General features: G+C 71.9%; 18 protein-coding genes, 1 tRNA gene and 2 pseudogenes. 3 read left to right on the top strand and 18 right to left on the bottom strand.

What is annotated here, in order from left to right; all coding sequences use genetic code 11:
• Positions 1–182: 182 nt before the first annotated feature.
• From ACFSL4_RS08730 to ACFSL4_RS08700, 7 genes are all read right to left on the bottom strand, one after another.
• Positions 183–803: a GntR family transcriptional regulator gene (locus tag ACFSL4_RS08730; RefSeq protein ID WP_381080335.1), complete on the bottom strand. Its 621-nt coding sequence runs from the start codon at positions 801–803 to the stop codon at positions 183–185.
• A 732-nt stretch (positions 804–1,535) separates the two neighbouring features.
• Positions 1,536–1,609 (bottom strand) — tRNA-Pro (locus ACFSL4_RS08725).
• A gap of 125 nt (positions 1,610–1,734) precedes the next feature.
• Entirely contained in the window at positions 1,735–2,094 is a 360-nt protein-coding gene (locus ACFSL4_RS08720) for an MmcQ/YjbR family DNA-binding protein (protein WP_381080270.1), read from the bottom strand.
• A 30-nt stretch (positions 2,095–2,124) separates the two neighbouring features.
• The gene (locus ACFSL4_RS08715; RefSeq protein ID WP_381080268.1) at positions 2,125–2,667 is read right to left on the bottom strand and encodes a GNAT family N-acetyltransferase; all 543 of its coding nucleotides are present in this window, start codon (positions 2,665–2,667) and stop codon (positions 2,125–2,127) included.
• Entirely contained in the window at positions 2,664–3,293 is a 630-nt protein-coding gene (locus ACFSL4_RS08710) for a helix-turn-helix domain-containing protein (protein ID WP_381080266.1), read from the bottom strand. Before ACFSL4_RS08710 ends, ACFSL4_RS08715 begins: the two co-directional genes overlap by 4 nt.
• 50 nt (positions 3,294–3,343) lie before the next feature.
• Positions 3,344–4,249, bottom strand: coding sequence for a LysR family transcriptional regulator (locus tag ACFSL4_RS08705; protein ID WP_381080264.1), 906 nt, complete (start codon positions 4,247–4,249; stop codon positions 3,344–3,346).
• Between the two features lie 31 nt (positions 4,250–4,280).
• Positions 4,281–5,474: a glycine C-acetyltransferase gene (locus ACFSL4_RS08700; RefSeq protein WP_381080262.1), complete on the bottom strand. Its 1,194-nt coding sequence runs from the start codon at positions 5,472–5,474 to the stop codon at positions 4,281–4,283.
• A gap of 20 nt (positions 5,475–5,494) precedes the next feature.
• On the opposite strand from ACFSL4_RS08700, the gene ACFSL4_RS08695 reads away from it, so the two are divergent.
• A complete protein-coding gene (locus ACFSL4_RS08695) occupies positions 5,495–5,680 on the top strand; it encodes a pentapeptide repeat-containing protein (RefSeq protein ID WP_381080260.1) in 186 nt (61 codons plus the stop codon).
• Here ACFSL4_RS08695 and tdh read toward each other — a convergent pair.
• The 6 genes from tdh to ACFSL4_RS08665 form a co-directional block, all read right to left on the bottom strand.
• A complete protein-coding gene (gene tdh / locus ACFSL4_RS08690) occupies positions 5,602–6,630 on the bottom strand; it encodes an L-threonine 3-dehydrogenase (protein WP_381080258.1) in 1,029 nt (342 codons plus the stop codon). The two genes, ACFSL4_RS08695 and tdh, sit on opposite strands and share 79 nt — an antisense overlap.
• A 147-nt stretch (positions 6,631–6,777) precedes the next feature.
• Complete coding sequence (locus tag ACFSL4_RS08685; protein WP_381080256.1) at positions 6,778–7,353, bottom strand: GAF domain-containing protein; 576 nt, start codon at positions 7,351–7,353, stop codon at positions 6,778–6,780.
• Complete coding sequence (locus ACFSL4_RS08680) at positions 7,350–7,949, bottom strand: GTP-binding protein (protein ID WP_381080254.1); 600 nt, start codon at positions 7,947–7,949, stop codon at positions 7,350–7,352. The genes ACFSL4_RS08685 and ACFSL4_RS08680 overlap by 4 nt, the downstream gene beginning before the upstream one ends.
• A complete protein-coding gene (locus tag ACFSL4_RS08675; protein WP_381080252.1) occupies positions 7,927–8,298 on the bottom strand; it encodes a DUF742 domain-containing protein in 372 nt (123 codons plus the stop codon). The genes ACFSL4_RS08680 and ACFSL4_RS08675 overlap by 23 nt, the downstream gene beginning before the upstream one ends.
• Positions 8,299–8,300: 2 nt before the next feature.
• Positions 8,301–8,735, bottom strand: a complete 435-nt coding sequence (locus tag ACFSL4_RS08670) for a roadblock/LC7 domain-containing protein (RefSeq protein ID WP_381080250.1) — start codon at positions 8,733–8,735, stop codon at positions 8,301–8,303.
• Between the two features lie 53 nt (positions 8,736–8,788).
• Positions 8,789–10,735: a sensor histidine kinase gene (locus tag ACFSL4_RS08665; protein WP_381080248.1), complete on the bottom strand. Its 1,947-nt coding sequence runs from the start codon at positions 10,733–10,735 to the stop codon at positions 8,789–8,791.
• An 830-nt stretch (positions 10,736–11,565) separates the two neighbouring features.
• On the opposite strand from ACFSL4_RS08665, the gene ACFSL4_RS08660 reads away from it, so the two are divergent.
• Both ACFSL4_RS08660 and ACFSL4_RS08655 read left to right on the top strand, forming a co-directional pair.
• Entirely contained in the window at positions 11,566–13,110 is a 1,545-nt protein-coding gene (locus ACFSL4_RS08660) for an amino acid permease (RefSeq protein WP_381080246.1), read from the top strand.
• 311 nt (positions 13,111–13,421) lie between these two features.
• Positions 13,422–13,798, top strand: a pseudogene (locus ACFSL4_RS08655) (pyridoxal-phosphate dependent enzyme); the annotation flags it as partial.
• A gap of 200 nt (positions 13,799–13,998) precedes the next feature.
• On the opposite strand, the gene ACFSL4_RS08650 reads toward ACFSL4_RS08655, so the two are convergent.
• The 5 genes and pseudogenes from ACFSL4_RS08650 to ACFSL4_RS08630 all read right to left on the bottom strand — a co-directional run bounded on the left by ACFSL4_RS08650 (position 13,999) and on the right by ACFSL4_RS08630 (position 17,937).
• Positions 13,999–14,187 (bottom strand): hypothetical protein, encoded by a 189-nt coding sequence (locus ACFSL4_RS08650; RefSeq protein ID WP_381080244.1) that lies wholly within the window; start codon positions 14,185–14,187, stop codon positions 13,999–14,001.
• A gap of 14 nt (positions 14,188–14,201) precedes the next feature.
• Positions 14,202–14,489: pseudogene (locus ACFSL4_RS08645) on the bottom strand (transcriptional regulator); the annotation flags it as partial.
• A 136-nt stretch (positions 14,490–14,625) separates the two neighbouring features.
• Positions 14,626–15,810: an MBL fold metallo-hydrolase gene (locus ACFSL4_RS08640; protein WP_381080242.1), complete on the bottom strand. Its 1,185-nt coding sequence runs from the start codon at positions 15,808–15,810 to the stop codon at positions 14,626–14,628.
• 216 nt (positions 15,811–16,026) lie between these two features.
• Positions 16,027–16,812 (bottom strand): SGNH/GDSL hydrolase family protein, encoded by a 786-nt coding sequence (locus tag ACFSL4_RS08635; protein WP_381080333.1) that lies wholly within the window; start codon positions 16,810–16,812, stop codon positions 16,027–16,029.
• Positions 16,813–17,073: 261 nt separating this feature from the next.
• Positions 17,074–17,937: a M23 family metallopeptidase gene (locus ACFSL4_RS08630; protein WP_381080240.1), complete on the bottom strand. Its 864-nt coding sequence runs from the start codon at positions 17,935–17,937 to the stop codon at positions 17,074–17,076.
• Position 17,938 lies beyond the last annotated feature (1 nt).

Below are 17,938 nucleotides of genomic sequence, written 5' to 3'. Positions count from 1 at the left end.
GTGAGCCGGCCACGAGGCGTCCGGCGCGCCCTCCGCGGGCCGGCGGCCCGCCGTCCTCCGCGAGGACCGGCGACCTGGCGCCCTCCGCGTCGGCGGCTCCCGCTCGCCGGTGGGCGCGCCGTACGCCTCGTGGCCCGGCCGACGCCTCCGCCGTCACGAGAGGTTGAGCACGCTCCTCGCGGTCAGCCGCCGGAGGACGGCCTGGTCCGGTCGACCTCGGGGAGTATGCACAGCACGCTGCGCAGGTGCGCGCGGGCGGCCTCCTCGGCGGCGTCGGCGTCATGGGCGCGGATCGCCTCGATGATGGCCAGGTGCTCCGGGAGCGACACCTTGGGCCTGCCGGGGTGCACCGCCAGCCGGAACTGGTGGCGGACGTTCTGCGCGTTGAGGCGTTCCAGGGCCTGCGAGGCGGTGCGCTGGCCGCTGATCTCCCTGATGCGGCGGTGCAGCCGCTCGTTCAGCTCCGAATAGCCGAGCACGTCGCCGGACTCGACGGCCGCGGTCATGCTCTCGCCGATGCTCCGCAGCTCCTCGGAGTCCTCTTCGGTGATCCGCTCCGCGGCCCGGGCGGCGCACAGCCCCTCGATCACCATCCGGACCTCGGAGATCTCGATCGCCTCCTCAAGCGAGACCGCCCGCACCCGGGCGCCGCGGTTCTGGACGCGTTCGATCAGCCCCTCGTTGGCGAGGGAGAGCAGCGCGGCACGGACGCTGGCCCTGCTGGCGGAGAACTGCTCGGAGAGGTCCGCCTCCACCAGCCGCTGGTTCGGTACGAACTCGCCGCTGAGGATCGCCCGTCGGATCCCGGCGACAACCGGGCCCTCCGGCGTTCCTGTGTCGTTCTCGCCCGGCTCCGCCGGCCGGCTCTCCCGTGCCCACCCTGTCGGCACTGTCTCACCCCTGGTCACTCACACACGGCAAATATTGGCAACAATATGCGCAACAGTTCCATCTAATCATGGCCTCGCCCCGGGATTCGCCGGCCGCTGCGCGCTCAGGCCCTGCGTCTGCGCCACCGCCATGGCGTGCGCCGCGGCGGGCGAGCCAGGACGTCCTCACCGGTCGACCCGCCCGGCCGGCACCACGCGCAGCCGCACCGGAGCCTCCGTCTGGGCGGCCGGGGGGCCTTGGTGTCGCCGCGGTTGCAGGTGCCGTCGCCGGCATCGACCACGATCCCCGGTCCGGTCACCGGGGTCGGATCGCCGCCGATACGCTCATCCGGCTCGGCGGCCGCCAGCCGGCCGTCGCCGGCCTCGACACGGAGGGTCTCCACGGCGTGATCCCGGTCCCGATGAGACACCCGCTGCTCGGACACCGGGCGGCGGGGCAAGGAATCACCGTCTGCTGTGGAGAGGTCGCCTGACATGGACTCAGTGTGCTGGCGGACTCAGAGGACCGACAACAAGCGACCGGGAAAGCGGAGGATGACCCCGAGAGATCCCAGGGATACCGATCCGCTCTCCGCGACAGGTGCGCACATGCCTCAGGGGCCCTCAGAAAGGGCCCCTGACCTGGGAAAACATCCGACATCGCTGTCGGGACGACAGGATTTGAACCTGCGACCCCTTGACCCCCAGTCAAGTGCGCTACCAAGCTGCGCCACGTCCCGTTGCCCGCCTGACCTGGGGTTTCCCCTGGCCGAACGCGCACAGAAACCATACCGCACTCGGGGCCCTGGTCGCGCACCCGTTAATGCGCCGATCCCCCCGGGGGCGGCGTCCCGCGCCGCCCGGGTCAGTCGCCGGCCGGAAGGCCCACACCCGGGTGGTGATCGAGGAGCCCGGGCGGGGCCGTCTGGCGCCAGGAGTCGGCGAGTACGTCGTGCAGCTCGGTCTCGTCCTCCAGGGCCGCGAGGCGTACGCGGACCCAGGCGAACTGAGCCTCGTGACCGGCGATCCAGAACTTCCCGGGCTCCGCCAGCACCAGTTCGTCCCGCTCCTCCTTCGGGCAGCGCACCGCCATGGACGTCTCGTCCTCGGGCAGCGTGGCGAACATCTTCCCCGCGACCCGGAACGTGGGCATGCCCCAGGCGATCTTCTCCGTCGTGTCGGGCAGGGAGAGGGCGATACGGCGTACGTCTTCGGCATCCGGCATGTTCCGCACCGTAGCGAACGCCACTGACAATCACTCCGCCGCTCGGCGGGCGAGGGCTCCCACATGCTTGTAGAAGATGGTCGTGGGGTGCAGGGCGCCCGACGGCGTCACCGCGTAGTCCGGTATCGCCCCGATCCGGGTCCAGCCCGCCGCGGTGTACAGGGACTCGGCCGGGCTGCCCGTCTCCGTGTCCAGGTGGAGCAGGGTGATCCCGGCCTCGGCGGCCGCCCGCTCGGCGGTGCTCAGCAGCCTGCGGCCCAGCCCCTGGCCGCGAACGTCCCGATGCACCATGAGTTTGACCAGCTCGGCGCGGTGGCGGCCGTTCGGTTTGCCGGGGAAGGCGAGACCGACCGTGCCCGTCACCCGGTTCCCGGCCCGCGCCACCCACACCGCCAGGGCGCCGGTGCCGACCGCGGCCGCCCGCTCCTTCCACCAGGCGACGGCCTCCGCCCGGCCGAGCGGCGCCAGGAAGCCGATCGAGGCCCCGCCGTGCACGGTGTCGGTCAGCAGATCCGCCAGCTCCTCGGCGTGGACGAGCACGTCGGGGCCGGTCAGTGGGGCGATCACGGTCATGGGAGCACCACCACCAGCGCGTACCGCACGTCGTCGGGCCCCGGACAGTGGAACCGCGTGGGACCCCACACCCGCAGCCGTAGGCAGTCACCGGCCACAAGCCGGTGCTCGACCTCCTGCGCGGTCACCTTCAGCGCCCCGTCGAGCACCCAGATGTGCTGTTCGAGTCCGTCCACGGGCGGCCGGTCGTACGCGATGTCGGCGCCCGGCGCGAGCCGTCCCTCGACGAGTTCGCCGCGCAGTCCGGGGTGGGGAGGGGACACCGAACGCCGCACGAAGCCGGAGGCCGGGTCCTCCCACACCGTCTGGTCGGCGGAGCGCATCAGCGGTGCGGGCTCTCCCTCGACCTCGCCCAGCAACCGGGACATCGTGCGGCCGTACACGCCGCACAGCCGGTTCAGCACCGCGGCCGTGGGGCTGGTCTCGGCACGCTCGGCCCGGGACAGGGTCGAACGGCTCACCCCGCTGCGCTCTGCCAGTTCGCCCAGCGACCAGCCGCGCTCGGCCCGCAGCTCGGCCAGGCGTGCCGCCAGCCGGACGTCGACGGGATCCGGAACATCACCTCCCGAACCTCCCGGGCCTCCTCCCGGACCTCCCGGGCTTCCCACGCTTTCCCTGCTTCCCATATCAGGGACGATATCCCGGATTCGAGATCGACCGGTGCGTGCGGCTCCCTTCAGTCGGCCGTCGCCGCATCCCCCAGCGCATCCAGGACCGGGCGCATCAGCGGGTGCTCCTCGGCACCGCGGCGTACGGCGGCGAAGACGCGGCGCGTGGGGGCGATTCCGTCCACGGGGCGGACGACGACGCCCGTGAGATCCATGCCGCGCAGGGCCGAGCGCGGCACCAGGGCCACTCCCGCGTCGGCCGAGGCGAGTGCGACGACCGCGCGGAAGTCGTCAGAGGAGTGTTCGAGGCGCGGCTGGAATCCGGCGTGCTCGCAGGCCAGCACGACCACGTCATGGCAGGGGTTGCCGGGGTAGGGGCCGATCCAGGGGTCCTTGGCCAGTTCGGCCAGGGGGACCTCGACCGCGCCCGCGAGGCGGTGGGTGACCGGCACGACCGCGTCGAAGGGCTCCGCATACAGCGGGATGTGCGTCAGCCGGGGATCGTCCGCGCCGGGCGCGCCCCGGTACTCGACGGCGACCGCGACGTCGACCTGCCGGTCCAGGACCATCGGCAGGCTCGCGTCGCCCTCGGCGTCCTGGACTCGGACCCGGATGCCGGGTGCGCTGCGCGCGAGCCGCGCCAGCGCGGGGGCCACGACCAGGCCGATGCCCGTGGCGAAGGAGGCGAGGGTCACCGTGCCCGCCGAGCCCGCGCCGTAGGCCGCCAGCTCCGCCTCGGCGCGCTCCAGCTGGGCGAGGACGAGGTGGGTGTGGGCGAGGAGGATCTCGCCGGCCGGGGTCAGCCGCACCCCTTTGGCGCTCCGCTCGACGAGCCGGTGACCGGTCTCCTGTTCCAGCGCGGCGAGCTGCTGGGACACGGCGGAGGGAGTGAGGTAGAGCGCGGCGGCGGCCGCCGTGACCGTGCGGTGGTCGGCCACCGCACGGAGGATGTGGAGCCGCCGCGCTTCGATCATGCGAACGATTATCGCAAGCCGCGGAGCGAGGTCAGCCGTCCAGCTCCGCCCGTGCCGCCACGAACGCGTCCACGGCGCGGTCCACGTCGTCCGTCGAGTGCGCGGCGGACAGCTGCACCCGGATACGGGCCTGGCCCTGCGGGACCACCGGGTACGAGAAGCCGATGACGTAGACGCCCCGCTCCAGCAGCAGTTCGGCCATGCGTCCGGCCTTCGCGGCGTCACCGATCATGACCGGGGCGATGGCGTGGTCGCCGGGCAGGACGTCGAAGCCCTCGCCGGTCATACGGCGGCGGAAGAGAGCGGTGTTCTCACGCAGCCGCTCGCGCAGGTCGCCCGCCGACTCCAGCAGGTCGAGCACCTTGAGCGAGGCGGCCGCGATCACCGGGGCAAGGGTGTTCGAGAAGAGGTAGGGCCGCGAGCGCTGGCGCAGCAGGGCGACGATCTCGTCGCGGGCCGCCACGTACCCGCCGGAGGCGCCGCCGAGTGCCTTGCCGAGGGTGCCGGTGATGATGTCGACGCGGTCCATGACGCCGTGCAGTTCGGGGGTGCCGCGACCGCCGGGGCCGACGAAACCGACGGCGTGCGAGTCGTCGACCATGACCATGGCGCCATGACGGTCGGCGAGGTCGCAGATCTCACGCAGCGGGGCCAGGTAACCGTCCATGGAGAAGACGCCGTCGGTGACGATCAGCTTGCGGCGGGCGCCCGCGGCCTCCTTCAACTGCCGCTCCAGATCGGCGGTGTCACGGTTGGCGTAGCGGAAGCGGCGGGCCTTGGACAGGCGGATGCCGTCGATGATCGAGGCATGGTTGAGCGCGTCGGAGATGACGGCGTCCTCGGGGCCGAGGAGGGTCTCGAAGACGCCTCCGTTGGCGTCGAAGCAGGAGGAGTACAGGATCGCGTCCTCCTGGCCGAGGAACGCGGACAGCCGCGCCTCCAGTTCCTTGTGCACCTCCTGTGTGCCGCAGATGAAGCGCACGGACGCCATGCCGTAGCCCCAGCGGTCCAGTGCCTCGTGGGCGGCGGCGATCACCTCGGGGTGGTCGGCGAGGCCGAGGTAGTTGTTGGCACAGAAGTTGAGCACCTCGCCGGGGCGACCGCCCGCGGTGACGTTCACGGTCGCGGACTGCGGGGTGCCGATGACGCGCTCCGGCTTGTGCAGCCCGGCGGCGCGGATCTCGTCGAGGGTGGCGCGCAGATCGTCGCGCACGGTGTCGAACATCGAAAAGCTCCTCGAAGTGCTTGCGCTGGAAGGGGGTTACGACGTTCCTGAGGCACGAGGCCCTGAGCCACGCGGTCCTGAGCCACGCGGTCCTGAGCCACGCGGTCCTGAGCCACGCGGTCCTGAGCTACGCGGTCCAGTCCAGGATGACCTTGCCGCCCTTGCCGCTCGCCGCGTCGGCGAACGCCTCCTCGTGGTCCCGGTAGCCGTACCGGCCGGTGATCACGGGGGCGAGGTCGAGCCCGCCCTCCAGCAGGACCGACATGGCATACCACGTCTCGAACATCTCACGGCCGTAGATGCCCTTGATCGTGATCATGGAGGTCACGATCCGGGCCCAGTCGACGGGGAACTCCTGGGAGGGCAGTCCGAGCATGGCGATCCGGCCGCCATGGGTCATGTTGGCGAGCATGTCGCGCAGCGCCTCGGGGCGGCCGGACATCTCCAGGCCGATGTCGAAGCCCTCGCGCAGCCCCAGCTCCCGCTGGCCGTCGGCGATCGTGGCGGTGGAGACGTCCAGTGCGAGGCTGACGCCGATCTTGCGGGCCAGGTCCAAGCGCTCCTCGCTGACGTCGGTGATGACGACGTTGCGGGCGCCGGCGTGCCGGGCCACGGCGGCGGCCATCAGCCCGATCGGGCCGGCGCCGGTGATCAGCACGTCCTCACCGACCAGCGGGAAGGACAGCGCGGTGTGGACGGCGTTGCCGAACGGATCGAAGACGGCGGCGATGTCGAGGTCGACCGGGACCCGGTGCACCCACACGTTCGTGGCGGGCAGCGCCACGTACTCGGCGAACGCGCCGTCGCGTCCGACGCCTAGCCCGATCGTCGCCCGGCACAGATGACGGCGCCCGGCCAGACAGTTGCGGCACTTGCCGCACACCAGGTGGCCCTCGCCGCCGACCCGGTCACCGGTCTTGACGTCCAGGACGTCCCGGCCGGTCATCACGACCTCGCCGACGAACTCGTGCCCGACCACGAGCGGCGCCCGTACGGCCTGCTGCGCCCAGCCGTCCCAGGCCCGGATGTGCAGGTCGGTGCCGCAGATCCCGGTTCTGAGGACCTTGATCAGCACGTCGCCCGGGCCGATCTGCGGCTCCGGGACGTCGACGAGCCGAAGCCCCGGTTCCGCCTTCTCCTTGACCAGTGCCTTCAACGCTACGGCTCCTGTGGGTGAGGTCCCGGGAGAGGACATGCCGAACAGGCCCGTACCGGGGAGAGGGGTGCGAAGTCCCTCAGGAATCTGCCGCATCAGGCACCCCTGGTCCATCGAGGTTTTCTTAAGCGCGGCCGCAGCTTTCCTTCACGCCCCGCGGTCGCCCTCGCCTCGGATTCCGCCGTCCTCCCTCTGTTCGATCCGCGCGACCAGCTCCGCGGCCAGCGCCTTGATGGTCTCCAGACCCGCCCGCCCCCAGGGGCGCGGCTCGACGTCGAGGGCGCAGACCGTGCCGAGGGCGATGCCCGTACGGTCGACGAGCGGGGCACCGAGGTAGGAGCGGACGCCGCGTTCGTCGACGACCGCGTTGCCCGCGAAGCGCGGATAGTCGCGGACGTCCTCCAGGACGAGTGCCTTGCGCCGGACGACGACGTGCGGGCAGAAGCCGTACTCGCGGCCCAGGTGGCGGACCGGTGCCCCGTCCGGGCCCGCCGACGCGGTGAGCGGACGGCTGTCGGACTGGTGGAGCCCCGCGAAGAACTGCCGGTGCGCGTCGATGAAGTTGACCATCGCGTACGGCACCGCGGCAAGCGCGGCCAGCCGGTCCGCGAAGGCGTCGAACTCCGGTTCAGGACGCTCGCCGAGGCCGAGCCTGCGCAGCCTGCCGACCCGCTCCGCGGCATCCCTGTCCTCCGGGGTCAGCAGCAGTCGGCTCCGGGTCATGTGCGGGCTCCTTGGCCGGGGGCCGGTGCCGGTGCGTACGCCAGGAGGTGGCGCACCAGCGTGAGCAGCGTCTGCACCCCCGAGCTGGAGATCCGGGCGTCGCAGCGCACGACGGGGATCTCGGGGGCGAGGTCGATGGCGGCACGCACCTCGTCGGGGTGGTAGCGGCAGGCACCGTCGAACTCGTTGACGGCCACGATGAACGCGAGACCGCGCTGCTCGAAGAAGTCGACAGCGGCGAAGCAGTCCTCGAGGCGGCGGGTGTCGGCGAGCACCACCGCGCCGAGCGCGCCCTCGGACAACTCGTCCCACATGAACCAGAACCGTTCCTGTCCGGGGGTGCCGAACAGGTACAGCACATGCTGGGGATCGAGGGTGATGCGGCCGAAGTCCATGGCCACGGTCGTCTCGACCTTGTTCTCGACCCCCTCCAGGCTGTCGGTCTCGGCGCCGGCCGTGGTGAGCAGTTCCTCCGTGCTCAGCGGGGCGATCTCGCTCACCGCGCCCACGAAGGTCGTCTTGCCTGCTCCGAACCCTCCCGCCACCAGGATCTTCAGCGCGGTGGGGAAGGGGTCAGAGCTGTCGTCGTAGTCCATCGAGCACTGCCTCCAGGAGGGACCGGTCAGTGGGGTTGTGGTGGAAGGCGGGAGGCTTGGTGGTGAGCGCCCCGCAGTCGACGAGGTCCGACAGCAGCACCTTGGTGACCACCGCCGGCAGCCTCAGGTGGGCCGCGACCTCGGCGACCGAGACAGGCGCGCGGCACAGGTCCAGCGCCTGGGTGTGCTCGGGGCCGAGGTATCCGAGGGAGGTGGTGCCGGTGGCCATCACCTGCGACAAGAGGTCGAGCGCGGTGGTCGGCCGGGTGCGCCCGTCGCTGACCGTGTAGGGGCGGACCAGCCGCCCCGCCGCGTCGTCGAGCCAGGGGCCGTCACCGGCCGCGGCCACGCTCAAGACCTCATCGCCGTGGGCTCGGCGGCGGGCCGGCGGGGGGCGGTCACCAGGTACGGCCGCACGCTCTTGACGAGCATCGCCATCTCGTAGCCGAGGACCGCGGCGTCGGCCTCACGGCCGGCGAGGACGGCGAGGCAGGTGCCGGAGCCCGCGGTCGTCACGAACAACAGGGTCGAGTCGAGTTCGACGACGACCTGACGCACATCACCGCCGTCCCCGAAGCGGACGCCCGCGCTGCGGCCGAGGGAGTACAGACCGGAGGCCAGGGCCGCCATGTGGTCGGCGCTGTCCGCGTCGAGACCGTGGACGGACTTCACGAGCCCGTCGCAGGACAGGAGCACCGCGCTCGTGGTGTGCGGTACGCGCTGCACAAGGCCGCTCATCAGCCAGTCGAGGTCGGAGGCACGGGAGGTCGGCGCTTCGCTCGCCATGGTGGATCGACTCCTTGGGGTACGCGGGTCTGCAGGAGCGGGTGGGGGGGTGGTCATCCGGCGGGTGCGGCGCCGTGCCGGGCGGTCGCGTCGTGGCGGTCGGTCGACCCGTGCCGAGCGGTCGCGTCGTGATCGGCCACGTGCGGGGCGCCGACGGGGACGGCGGCGTGCAGCGCCGCGGCAGGGGCCGCCCGGGTGCCCGGCCCCGTCCGGGCACCGGTGCCGGTGCCGGGCTCCGGCTGCTCCCGTGCCTCCGCGAGGCCGATGCCCCGCTGGAAGGCGGCCATCAGGCCGGGGTCGTGGCCGATGTGCTCGTCGCCGTCCTGGCGCAGGGGCGGTGTCGGACCATCGCGCAACTGGGGTGCGATGTGCTCCTGGGCGCGCCGGCGAGGCAGCCGGGGTTTGCCCATGGTGCCGCGCACCGGGCCGACCAGCGGCGTGGGCAGGCCGCGCACGTTCTCCGCGGGGTCCTGCCGGTCGCCGCGCCGGATGCCGGGGTGGGCCTCGGCCGGGGTGGGGCGTACGGGCTCGGCACCGCGCACGGGCAGCGGGGACCGGCCGCGGGCGGCCAGTGCCTGGTCGTGCCGCGTCCGGCCGGGCCGGGTGTGCGCGGGAGGGTCGGTGAGGTCGGATCCGTCGGGTGGCGGCACCGCGGCCGGGGTGCCCTGCCCTGGCAGGGGCAGGGGGTGAGGACCCGCGCCGGACGCCCCGTGCGCCTTCGCCGGGGCGGGGGCACGGAGGTCCGCTGCGGGGCCGGCCGTGGCCTGCGGGCCCGCCGGGGTCAGGGTCCCGGATGCGGCGGCCGCCGTGCCGAGCAACCCGTGCGACAGGACGAGCACCGCCTGCACACCGCCGTAGATGTTGGTCTGCAGCCGGACGTGGATGCCGTGCCGACGGGCGAGCTGGGAGACCACGAACAGGCCGATGCGGCCGTCTGCCAGCAGGCTCGCGACGTCGACCTGGTCCGGGTCGGCGAGGAGGGCGTTCATCCTGTGCTGTTCGGCCGGGGGCATGCCGAGCCCGCGGTCCTCGACCTCGACGGCGAGGCCCGAGGTGACGAGGTTGGCGCGCAGCAGCACCCGGGTCTGCGGCGCGGAGAACACCGTGGCGTTCTCGACCAGTTCGGCCAGCAGGTGGATGACGTCGGCGACGGCGTGTCCGCGCAGGGTGCCGTCGATCGGCGGCACCAGCTTGACCCGGGAGTACTGCTCGACCTCGGCGATCGCGGAACGCAGCACCTCGGTCAGGGGAACCGGGTTGCTCCACTGGCGGCGTGAGACGGCTCCGCCGAGGACCGCGAGGTTCTCCGCGTGGCGCCGGACACGGGTGGCGAGGTGGTCCACATGGAAGAGGCTCTTGAGCAGATCGGGGTCCTCGATCTCGTTCTCCAGGTCGTCGAGGATCGAGATCTCCCGGTGCACGAGCGATTGAAGGCGCCGCGCGAGGTTGACGAACACCTTGAGTTTCCGTTCGTCGCCCGCGTGGCTGGAGAGCTGCGCGGCCTGCACGACAGCGGCGACGGCGCCGTCGTGGGCGCGGGCCAGCTCGGCGTCGAGCAACTCGAACTCCCCGGCGTCGGCGGCCGGTTCAAGGGAGGGCGGGCGCACGGGCGGCTCCTCACCGCGGCGCAACGCCTCGACGAGGGCGCGCAGCTCGGCCTCGCCGCGGGCGCCGGTGCGGCGCACCGCGTCGACGCCTTCGCGCACGGTGCGGGCAGCGCGGTCGGCGGCCACGGCGGCGAGCACGATGCCGACGAGGGCCACCGCGAGGGCGCCCGCCAGCACACCCCAGAGCATGGGAGTGGGGCGCGCGCCGGTGGAGCGGACCATGAAGAGCACGGCGGCACACGCGCTCAGGGCCACCGCGACGGGCGGCAGGATCGCCAGACGCAGCAGCTGGGGCCGTATGCGGGTCTCGGGCAGCGAGGGGGCCGTAGGGGCGACGGGCCGCCCGCCCTCACGGCGGTCTGCGCGTGTGGCCGGGGCGCGAAGGTGAGACATCGGCGTCCTTGTACTGGGGTGCGTCGGGGGCATGGGGGGCTCCCGCCGGTCTGCGCGACACGGGCGTGTGCCTGTCGTCGCACACGGGCGTGCGCCATCGCGGCGCCGGTCGGCAGAGCCGAGGAATTCGACCCCGTGTCGCCCGGCGGCCACTCAGAGTAGTCGCCATCCGGGCATGTGCGGTGGGCTGTTGACAAAGTCCTCCGGGCAGCGTCCCGCTCTGGTATGAGGCTTCGTACGACAGACCGATGACCGCGCCGGGGATGCGCCCCCCGTGCGCCATTGAACCGATCAGAGCTGGTCAGAAGCGGTCATGAACAGAAGGCGAGGGTCAGGGAGTCATGCGCTCCCCGACCTCCTCCCCACGGCACGCCGACCGGGGCACCGAACCGCGGAGACCCGCCTCGCCCCCCCGAGCCCCACCCGTGCCACCCCGGCACGGTCACCCGCCGTGTCGACGTCCGCGGTTGCTGGAGCCGACCGCCCGCCGGTTTCCCGCCACCCAACGCCACCCCACGGCGCCACGGCGGCCGCTGCCGCCGCCCCCAGGCGACCATAAGGTGAACTCACAGACCATTGGGCACATGAAAGCCCGGCGACCAGGGCCCGGCGGAGAGTCGGCGCGGCGCCCGGGGACAAGGCGCCCGGCGCCTCCGCACTCGCCCCACAACCCGGCACCGAGGCCGATTGGTTACCGGTGTTTAACGCCCTGCCTCTTGCGCGCGACGCCATTGAGGGAAAAGGTATCGCCTCAAACCTTTGGTTCCAGGCATCGAGCGGTCCGCCCCGCGTCCCCACCGCGGCGACTGCCCGAGCCGAAGGAGGCACATATGTCCACCGACAAGTCCGCGACCAGGAGTGAAACGGACAGTCCGCTGTCCGGCGACGAGCAACGCCTGCACGAACTCGGCTACGCCCAGGAGCTGGCCCGCTCGATGTCGGCGTTCTCCAACTTCGCCATCTCGTTCACCATCATCTCGGTACTGTCCGGTTGCCTGACGCTGTACGGCTTCGGCATGACCACCGGCGGACCGGCACTGATCACCTGGGGCTGGCCGCTGGTCGGCGCCATGACCCTGTTCGTGGGCCTGGCCATGGCCGAGGTCTGTTCCAGCTACCCCACGGCGGGCGGCCTGTACTACTGGGCCGCCAAACTCGCCCCGTCCCACGGACCGGCCTGGTCCTGGTTCACCGGCTGGTTCAACTTCCTCGGCCAGGTGGCGGTGACCGCGGGCATCGACTTCGGCGCGGCGTTCTTCCTCAACGCGCTGCTGGACCTGCAGTTCGGGTTCACGGCGACTCCCGGGCACACCATCATGCTGTTCGGGCTGGTACTCGTCGCGCACGGCCTGCTGAACACCTTCGGGGTGAAGCTGGTCTCCCTCCTCGGCAACGTCAGCGTGTGGTGGCACGTCCTGGGCGTGCTGATCATCGTGGGCACCCTCGTCGTCGTGCCCTCCAAGCACCAGTCCGCGGACTTCGTGTTCACCCACTTCGTGAACGGGACCGGCTGGCACTCCGGGCTGTATGTCGGACTGCTCGGCCTGCTCCTGGCCCAGTACACCTTCACCGGCTACGACGCCTCGGCGCACATGACCGAGGAGACGCACGACGCGGCCAGATCGGGGCCGCGCGGCATCGTGATGTCGATCCTCGTGTCCCTGGTCGCCGGCTGGGTCCTGCTGATCGGCATCACCTTCGCGATCCAGGACTACGACGGCGAGCTGGGCAGTTCGACCGGCGTGCCCCCGGCGCAGATCTTCATCGACGCGGTGGGCGCGACGGGCGGCAAACTTCTGCTGCTCATCGCGATCGGCGCCCAGTTCTTCTGCGGCATGTCCTCGGTCACCGCCAACTCCCGCATGGTCTACGCCTTCTCCCGGGACGGCGCGCTGCCCGGCTCCGAGCTCTGGCACCGCATCAACAAGCGCACCAAGACCCCGACCAACGCGGTCTGGCTGGCGACGGGCGGGGCCTTCCTGCTGGGCCTTCCCTACCTGTGGAACGCCACCGCGTACGCGGCCGTCACCTCGATCGCGGTCATCGGCCTGTACATCGCCTATGTGATGCCCGTGTTCCTGCGTCTGCTGCAGGGCGGCCGCTTCGAACGCGGCCCCTGGCACCTCGGCCGCTGGAGCAGGCCGATCGGCGCCGTCGCCGTCGTCTGGACCCTGTTCATCACCGTGCTGTTCATGCTGCCGACGGCCAGCCCCGTCACGGCGGAGACCTTCAACTACACCCCGATCGCCGTCCTCCTGGTCCTCGGCTTCGCCGGCGTCTGGTGGCTGCTCTCGGCCCGCAAGTGGTTCACCGGCCCGAAGGTCCAGGGCACTCCGGAGGAACTGGCCGCCATCGAGCACGAACTCGAGTTCTAGCGGCGCGGCCGGCGAACGGCACGCCCGCCCTCGCTCTGCCGCCCGACGGCCCGCGCACGCGGCAACGGCCGTCGGGTGGCCGCGCCGAGGGGGCCGCCGGCCAGGCATGAGCCCGTCATCCTTGCCAGGCCGATGCCAACGCTGATCGGGGTGCGTGCCGGCGACTCGGCAGAGTTGGCCGCGCTCATGGACGGCCACCGTGAGCCGGTCGGGTCCTGGGCGGACCTGCAAGGTCAGCGCGCCTCGAGCCACCTCAACCGATGTGCAAGATCTGACGATTGCTCCCGCCGGTGGCGCTACGCTGCTGCGCCGTGCAGGAGACGCGCCTCGACACCGCTCGGATCCGGGCGGCCCGCCGGGTGATCGACCCGATTTTTCTCGACACTCCGCTGTACCGCTGCGAGGCGCTGGAGCCCGGCCTCGGGTGCACGGTGAGCATCGAGCCCGAAACCGCGAATCCGGTCCGCAGCTTCAAGGCCCGCGGCACCGAGGCGGTCGCGAGCCCGCTCGCCGACGATGGTTCCCGGGCGGTGGTGTGCGCCAGCGCCGGCAACCTCGGCCAGGCCCTCGCTCGGCCCGGTCGCGGCCGGGGCTCGACGTGACCGTCGTGGCATCCCGCTCTGCGACTGTGGCCAAGCTTGATCGCATCCGTGCGTTGGACGCCAGGTTGGAGCTGGTGGAAGGCGACCAAGTGGCGTTGACAGGGGCGGCACCGGTCTGAGCGTGGGTGGCGGCTGCGGTGACAGGCATGGTCACCGTGGCGCTGATTCTGGTTGCAGTCATGGCGTGTCGACGGTCATGCAATCCCACCCCAGGTGGGTTCGGCGTCAGCCAATTCCCCATCCTCGCGGTCATCTTTCCCCATGGGGGCGGCGGTCGCGAACGGCGCTAAGGAATGGCGGCTGCCGTCTTGGGGGCGGCGGCCAGCCGCAGGCCGAGTTCTACGAGGGTCCAACCGAGACGGGTACGGAGGTCCCGGGAGTGCCGGGCCGCTGCGGCGAGACGGCACGCGTCGGCTTCGGCGCGGAGTTCGGCGGCGCGGACGTGGTGCAGGGCAAGGTGGGTCTCGGGGTGCATTGGGCTGTGGCCTTTCACTCCGTGGTGAGGGGGAACGCGTGTGTGTGGATGCGTACCTGGGCGGTGTTGGCGTCGTCTTCGTCGGCGGCCCGGTCGCGGTAGGCGTCGACGAGCGCGTGCATCTTCTCGACGAGTTCCTGGGTCAGCTCGGGCGTCAGCCGTAGTGTCGCGCTGCTCATGTCCCAGGTGCGGTTCCATTCCTCTGGCCATGTCTGGCGGTTGCCGAGCCAGGTCGATAGGTCCCGGGTCTGGGTGGTGGCGATCTCGTGGAGGTACATGTCGGCGGCCCCGCGCACGTCCGGGCTGACGGCGGCGTAGCCACGCCACAGCACTTCGGCACGCGCGTTCGTGGTTCTCCGTCAGGACAGTGGCCGGCCCAGCACAGTCCTCTCTGTCTCGGCGCCATTCACCCGTTCACCCGCTTCAGTGCGTCCTCGGTCAGCCCTCCCCCACGAGGTCGAGATCGTCGCGAGGCGCCTCCGGGGCGATCTGCGGAACCGGCCATGTGCGGTTCAGCGGCGGGGACACATCCCGCCACCAGCGGCGTGCGGGGAGGTCGCCGGCGGGCTCGAAGGGCTGGCCTGGGACAGGGACGGCGACTGCCTGTCCGACCGCGCCGGCTGCGGCCAGTGTCCATTCGCCGGGCTCGGCCCAGGGGTGCGGCGCCAGGTTGAAGGTGGCCCAGTGGATCGGCAGCATCGCGCCGTGCGGCTGCCCGCCCTGGAGGTCGAGGTGGGCGCGCATGCCCTCCTCGGGCGTCATGTGGATGTCCGGCCAGAAGTCCGAGTACGCCCCGATCTGGATCATCGTGGCGTCGAACGGCCCGTGCGCGGCGCCGATGTCCTTGAAGCCGTCGAAGTAGCCGGTGTCACCGCTGTGATAGATACGGTGCTCCTCGCCGGCCACGGACCACGACGCCCACAGCGTGTGCTGTCCGTTGCGCAGACCCCGGCCGCAGAAGTGGCGGGCGGGCGTGGCGGTCAGGGTGATGCCGCCGACCTTCGTCGACTCGTGCCAGTCCAGCTCGCGCAGCCGGTCCGCAGACACGCCCCAGTGCTCCAGGTGGGCGCCGACACCGAGCGGTATCGCGAACACGGTGTCCGTGGCCGCCAGGGCCTTGATGGTGGGCAGGTCGAGGTGGTCGTAGTGGTCGTGGGAGATGACGACCACGTCGACGGGACCGAGTGCGGCCGACGGCAGGGGCACTGGATGCAGCCGCTTGGGGCCGATGAAGCCGAAGGGGGAACAGCGGTCGCCCCACACCGGGTCGAAGAGCACCCGGTGTCCGTCGATCTCGGCGAGCACGCCGGCGTGCCCCATCCATGTCAGCCGCAACCCGCTCGCCGGGGGACGGGCCAGGTCGGCGTACGTGGTCGGGTGCACGGGAACCGTGCCGGCCGGGGCGCGGCGGACACGCTCCTCCTTGCGGAAGTAGACCTTCGCCAGCTCCACCGCGGAGTTGCCGGACGGCCGGACCCGGGTGCCCTCCGGGTTCACGAAGGCGCCGTTCGCGAAATGCGGCGATCTGCGGATGCGCTCCAGGCGTTCCCCGCTCGGGTCCGCGCCGAACGCGATGGGCCGCATCGAGCGGAGCCCGGAGCTCAGGGAACGGAAACCGGTCACGGCACCTCCAGTTGGAGTCGAGTCGGGCATCCCATTATGGGCGGCGCCGCTGACAGCACCGGGTCGCAAGTGCCGCCGCGCGATGTGCGGACGCGATGTCGCATCCGCGGGGTTCCGGCCCGTCGTGACGGCAGGGCCGGGGCCGCTCCCCCTCGGGGATGCGCCGGCGGCGGCCCGGGCGCGTGGCCCGGGCCGCGCCGGTCGCGGTGGTCGGGGTCACACGGCCTGCGCGATCCTCGTCTTGATGTCGTCCGGGGACAGGGCTCCCTTCGCCATGACGCGGTCGCCGGAGGACTCCCCGCGCAGTCGGCGCCCGATCCAGGGGACCAGGTGCTCACGCGCCCATTGGATGTCGTCGCGCCGCACCTCGAGCGTGCCGCGCGGCGGCAGCGGCGGCCACGGCTGATCGGGGTCGGCGGAGACCTCGATGCCGAGGACCTGGCCCGCCCGCAGAGCGACCCGGGTGTGCCCCTCGGCCGAGAGATGGAGACGGTCGTCGTCCCAGGCACGCCGGTCCTGGACCGTCTTGAGCGACCACAGGTCGAGGACCGGGCAGCCGTACCGGTCCGCGATCGCCCGGACGTGCCCGTTGTAGGTGGCGATCTTGCCGCGCAGATGCTTGAGCACGGGCACACCGCGCGTGTCGAAGCCGGTGGTCACCATGACGGTGCCGACGGCGGAGGTGAGGTCGGCGACGGCGCGCTCGAAGCGCTCGGCGACGTCGTCGGGGTCGGTGCCGGGCCGGATGATGTCGTTGCCTCCGGCGCAGAAGGAGACCAGGTCCGGGGCGAGTTCGAGGGCCTTCGGGACCTGGTCCGCGACGATCTGGTCGAGCAGCTTGCCGCGCACCGCGAGGTTCGTGTACTTGAAGTCGCCTTCCGGCCGCCGGTCGGCGAGAAGGACCGCGAACCGGTCGGCCCAGCCGACGAACTGCCCGTCGGGGCCGGGGTCGCCGACGCCCTCGGTGAAGCTGTCCCCCACCGCCACGTACGACCCGATCACTGATCTGTTGTCATTCTTCGAATCGTCTGCCACGTCGGCCCATGATTCACCTTCCCATGTGAGCTACGCGACCGTAGGAAAGGGTTGACGGGCGGTGAGAAGGGCCACGGGGCGTGGGCGGCCGCGTCGGGAACACGTCTCCGGGCGGGGCTGTTGGGCGGGACGCCGGGCAAAGGGCCGTCCTGCGCACCGAGTGCACGGCTGAAGGCCGGACCCCGGGAACGAGGGGTCCGGCCTTCGGTGTCCGGCGGGCCGTGCGGGTCAGCCGATGGACACGCCGTGCGAGCGCAGGTAGGCGACCGGGTCCACGTCCGAGCCGTAGTTCGGGGTCGTACGGATCTCGAAGTGCAGGTGCGGTCCGGTGACGTTGCCGGTGGCGCCGGAGAGGCCCACCTGCTGACCGGCGGTCACGGTCTGGCCGGCGGAGACGGACAGCTTCGACAGGTGGGCGTACTGCGCGTAGTAGCCGTCGGCGAGCCTGACGACGACCTGGTTGCCGTACGCGCCGCCCCAGCCCGCGGAGGCGACGGTGCCGGCGCCCACGGCCTTGAGGCTGGTGCCGGTCGGGACGGCGAAGTCGATGCCGGTGTGGTAGCCGCTGGACCACATGCTGCCCGCGACGCGGTACCTGGTGCCGATGGCGACGCCCTGGACCGGCAGGGTGTAGCCGGTGGCGGCGGTCGCGGTCTTGGGTGCCGTCGTCTTCGTGGTCGCGGAGGTCTGGGACGTCGCGGCGGAGGAAGCGGCCGCGACGGCGGTGCCGCCGAGCGTCAGCTTCTGGCCGGGACGGATCAGCGACGGGTCGGAGCCGATGACCGCGCGGTTGTCCTGGTAGAGCTTCTTCCAGCCACCGGCGACGTGCTGGTCCGCGGCGATCCGCGACAGGCAGTCGCCGGGCTTCACCGTGTAGGTGCTGACGACGGCGACCTTGACGGCGGCCTTCTTGGCGGCGACCGGAGCCGCGGAGACGGCCTTCCCGGAGACGGATGCCGCGGGGGCGGCGGCATGCGCGTCGGTCGCGCCCAGCAACGGCAGTGCGAGCGCGGCGCCGCCGGTTCCTACGACGGCCATGGAGCGCAGGAGGCGACGGGGCTTGAGACGGCGGTGCTTACCTTTTGCAGGCATG

It is taken from the genome of Streptomyces caeni (assembly GCF_042678285.1).
GTDB classification, from domain to species: domain Bacteria; phylum Actinomycetota; class Actinomycetes; order Streptomycetales; family Streptomycetaceae; genus Streptomyces; species Streptomyces caeni.
This window is presented reverse-complemented; position numbering and strand designations above follow the sequence as displayed.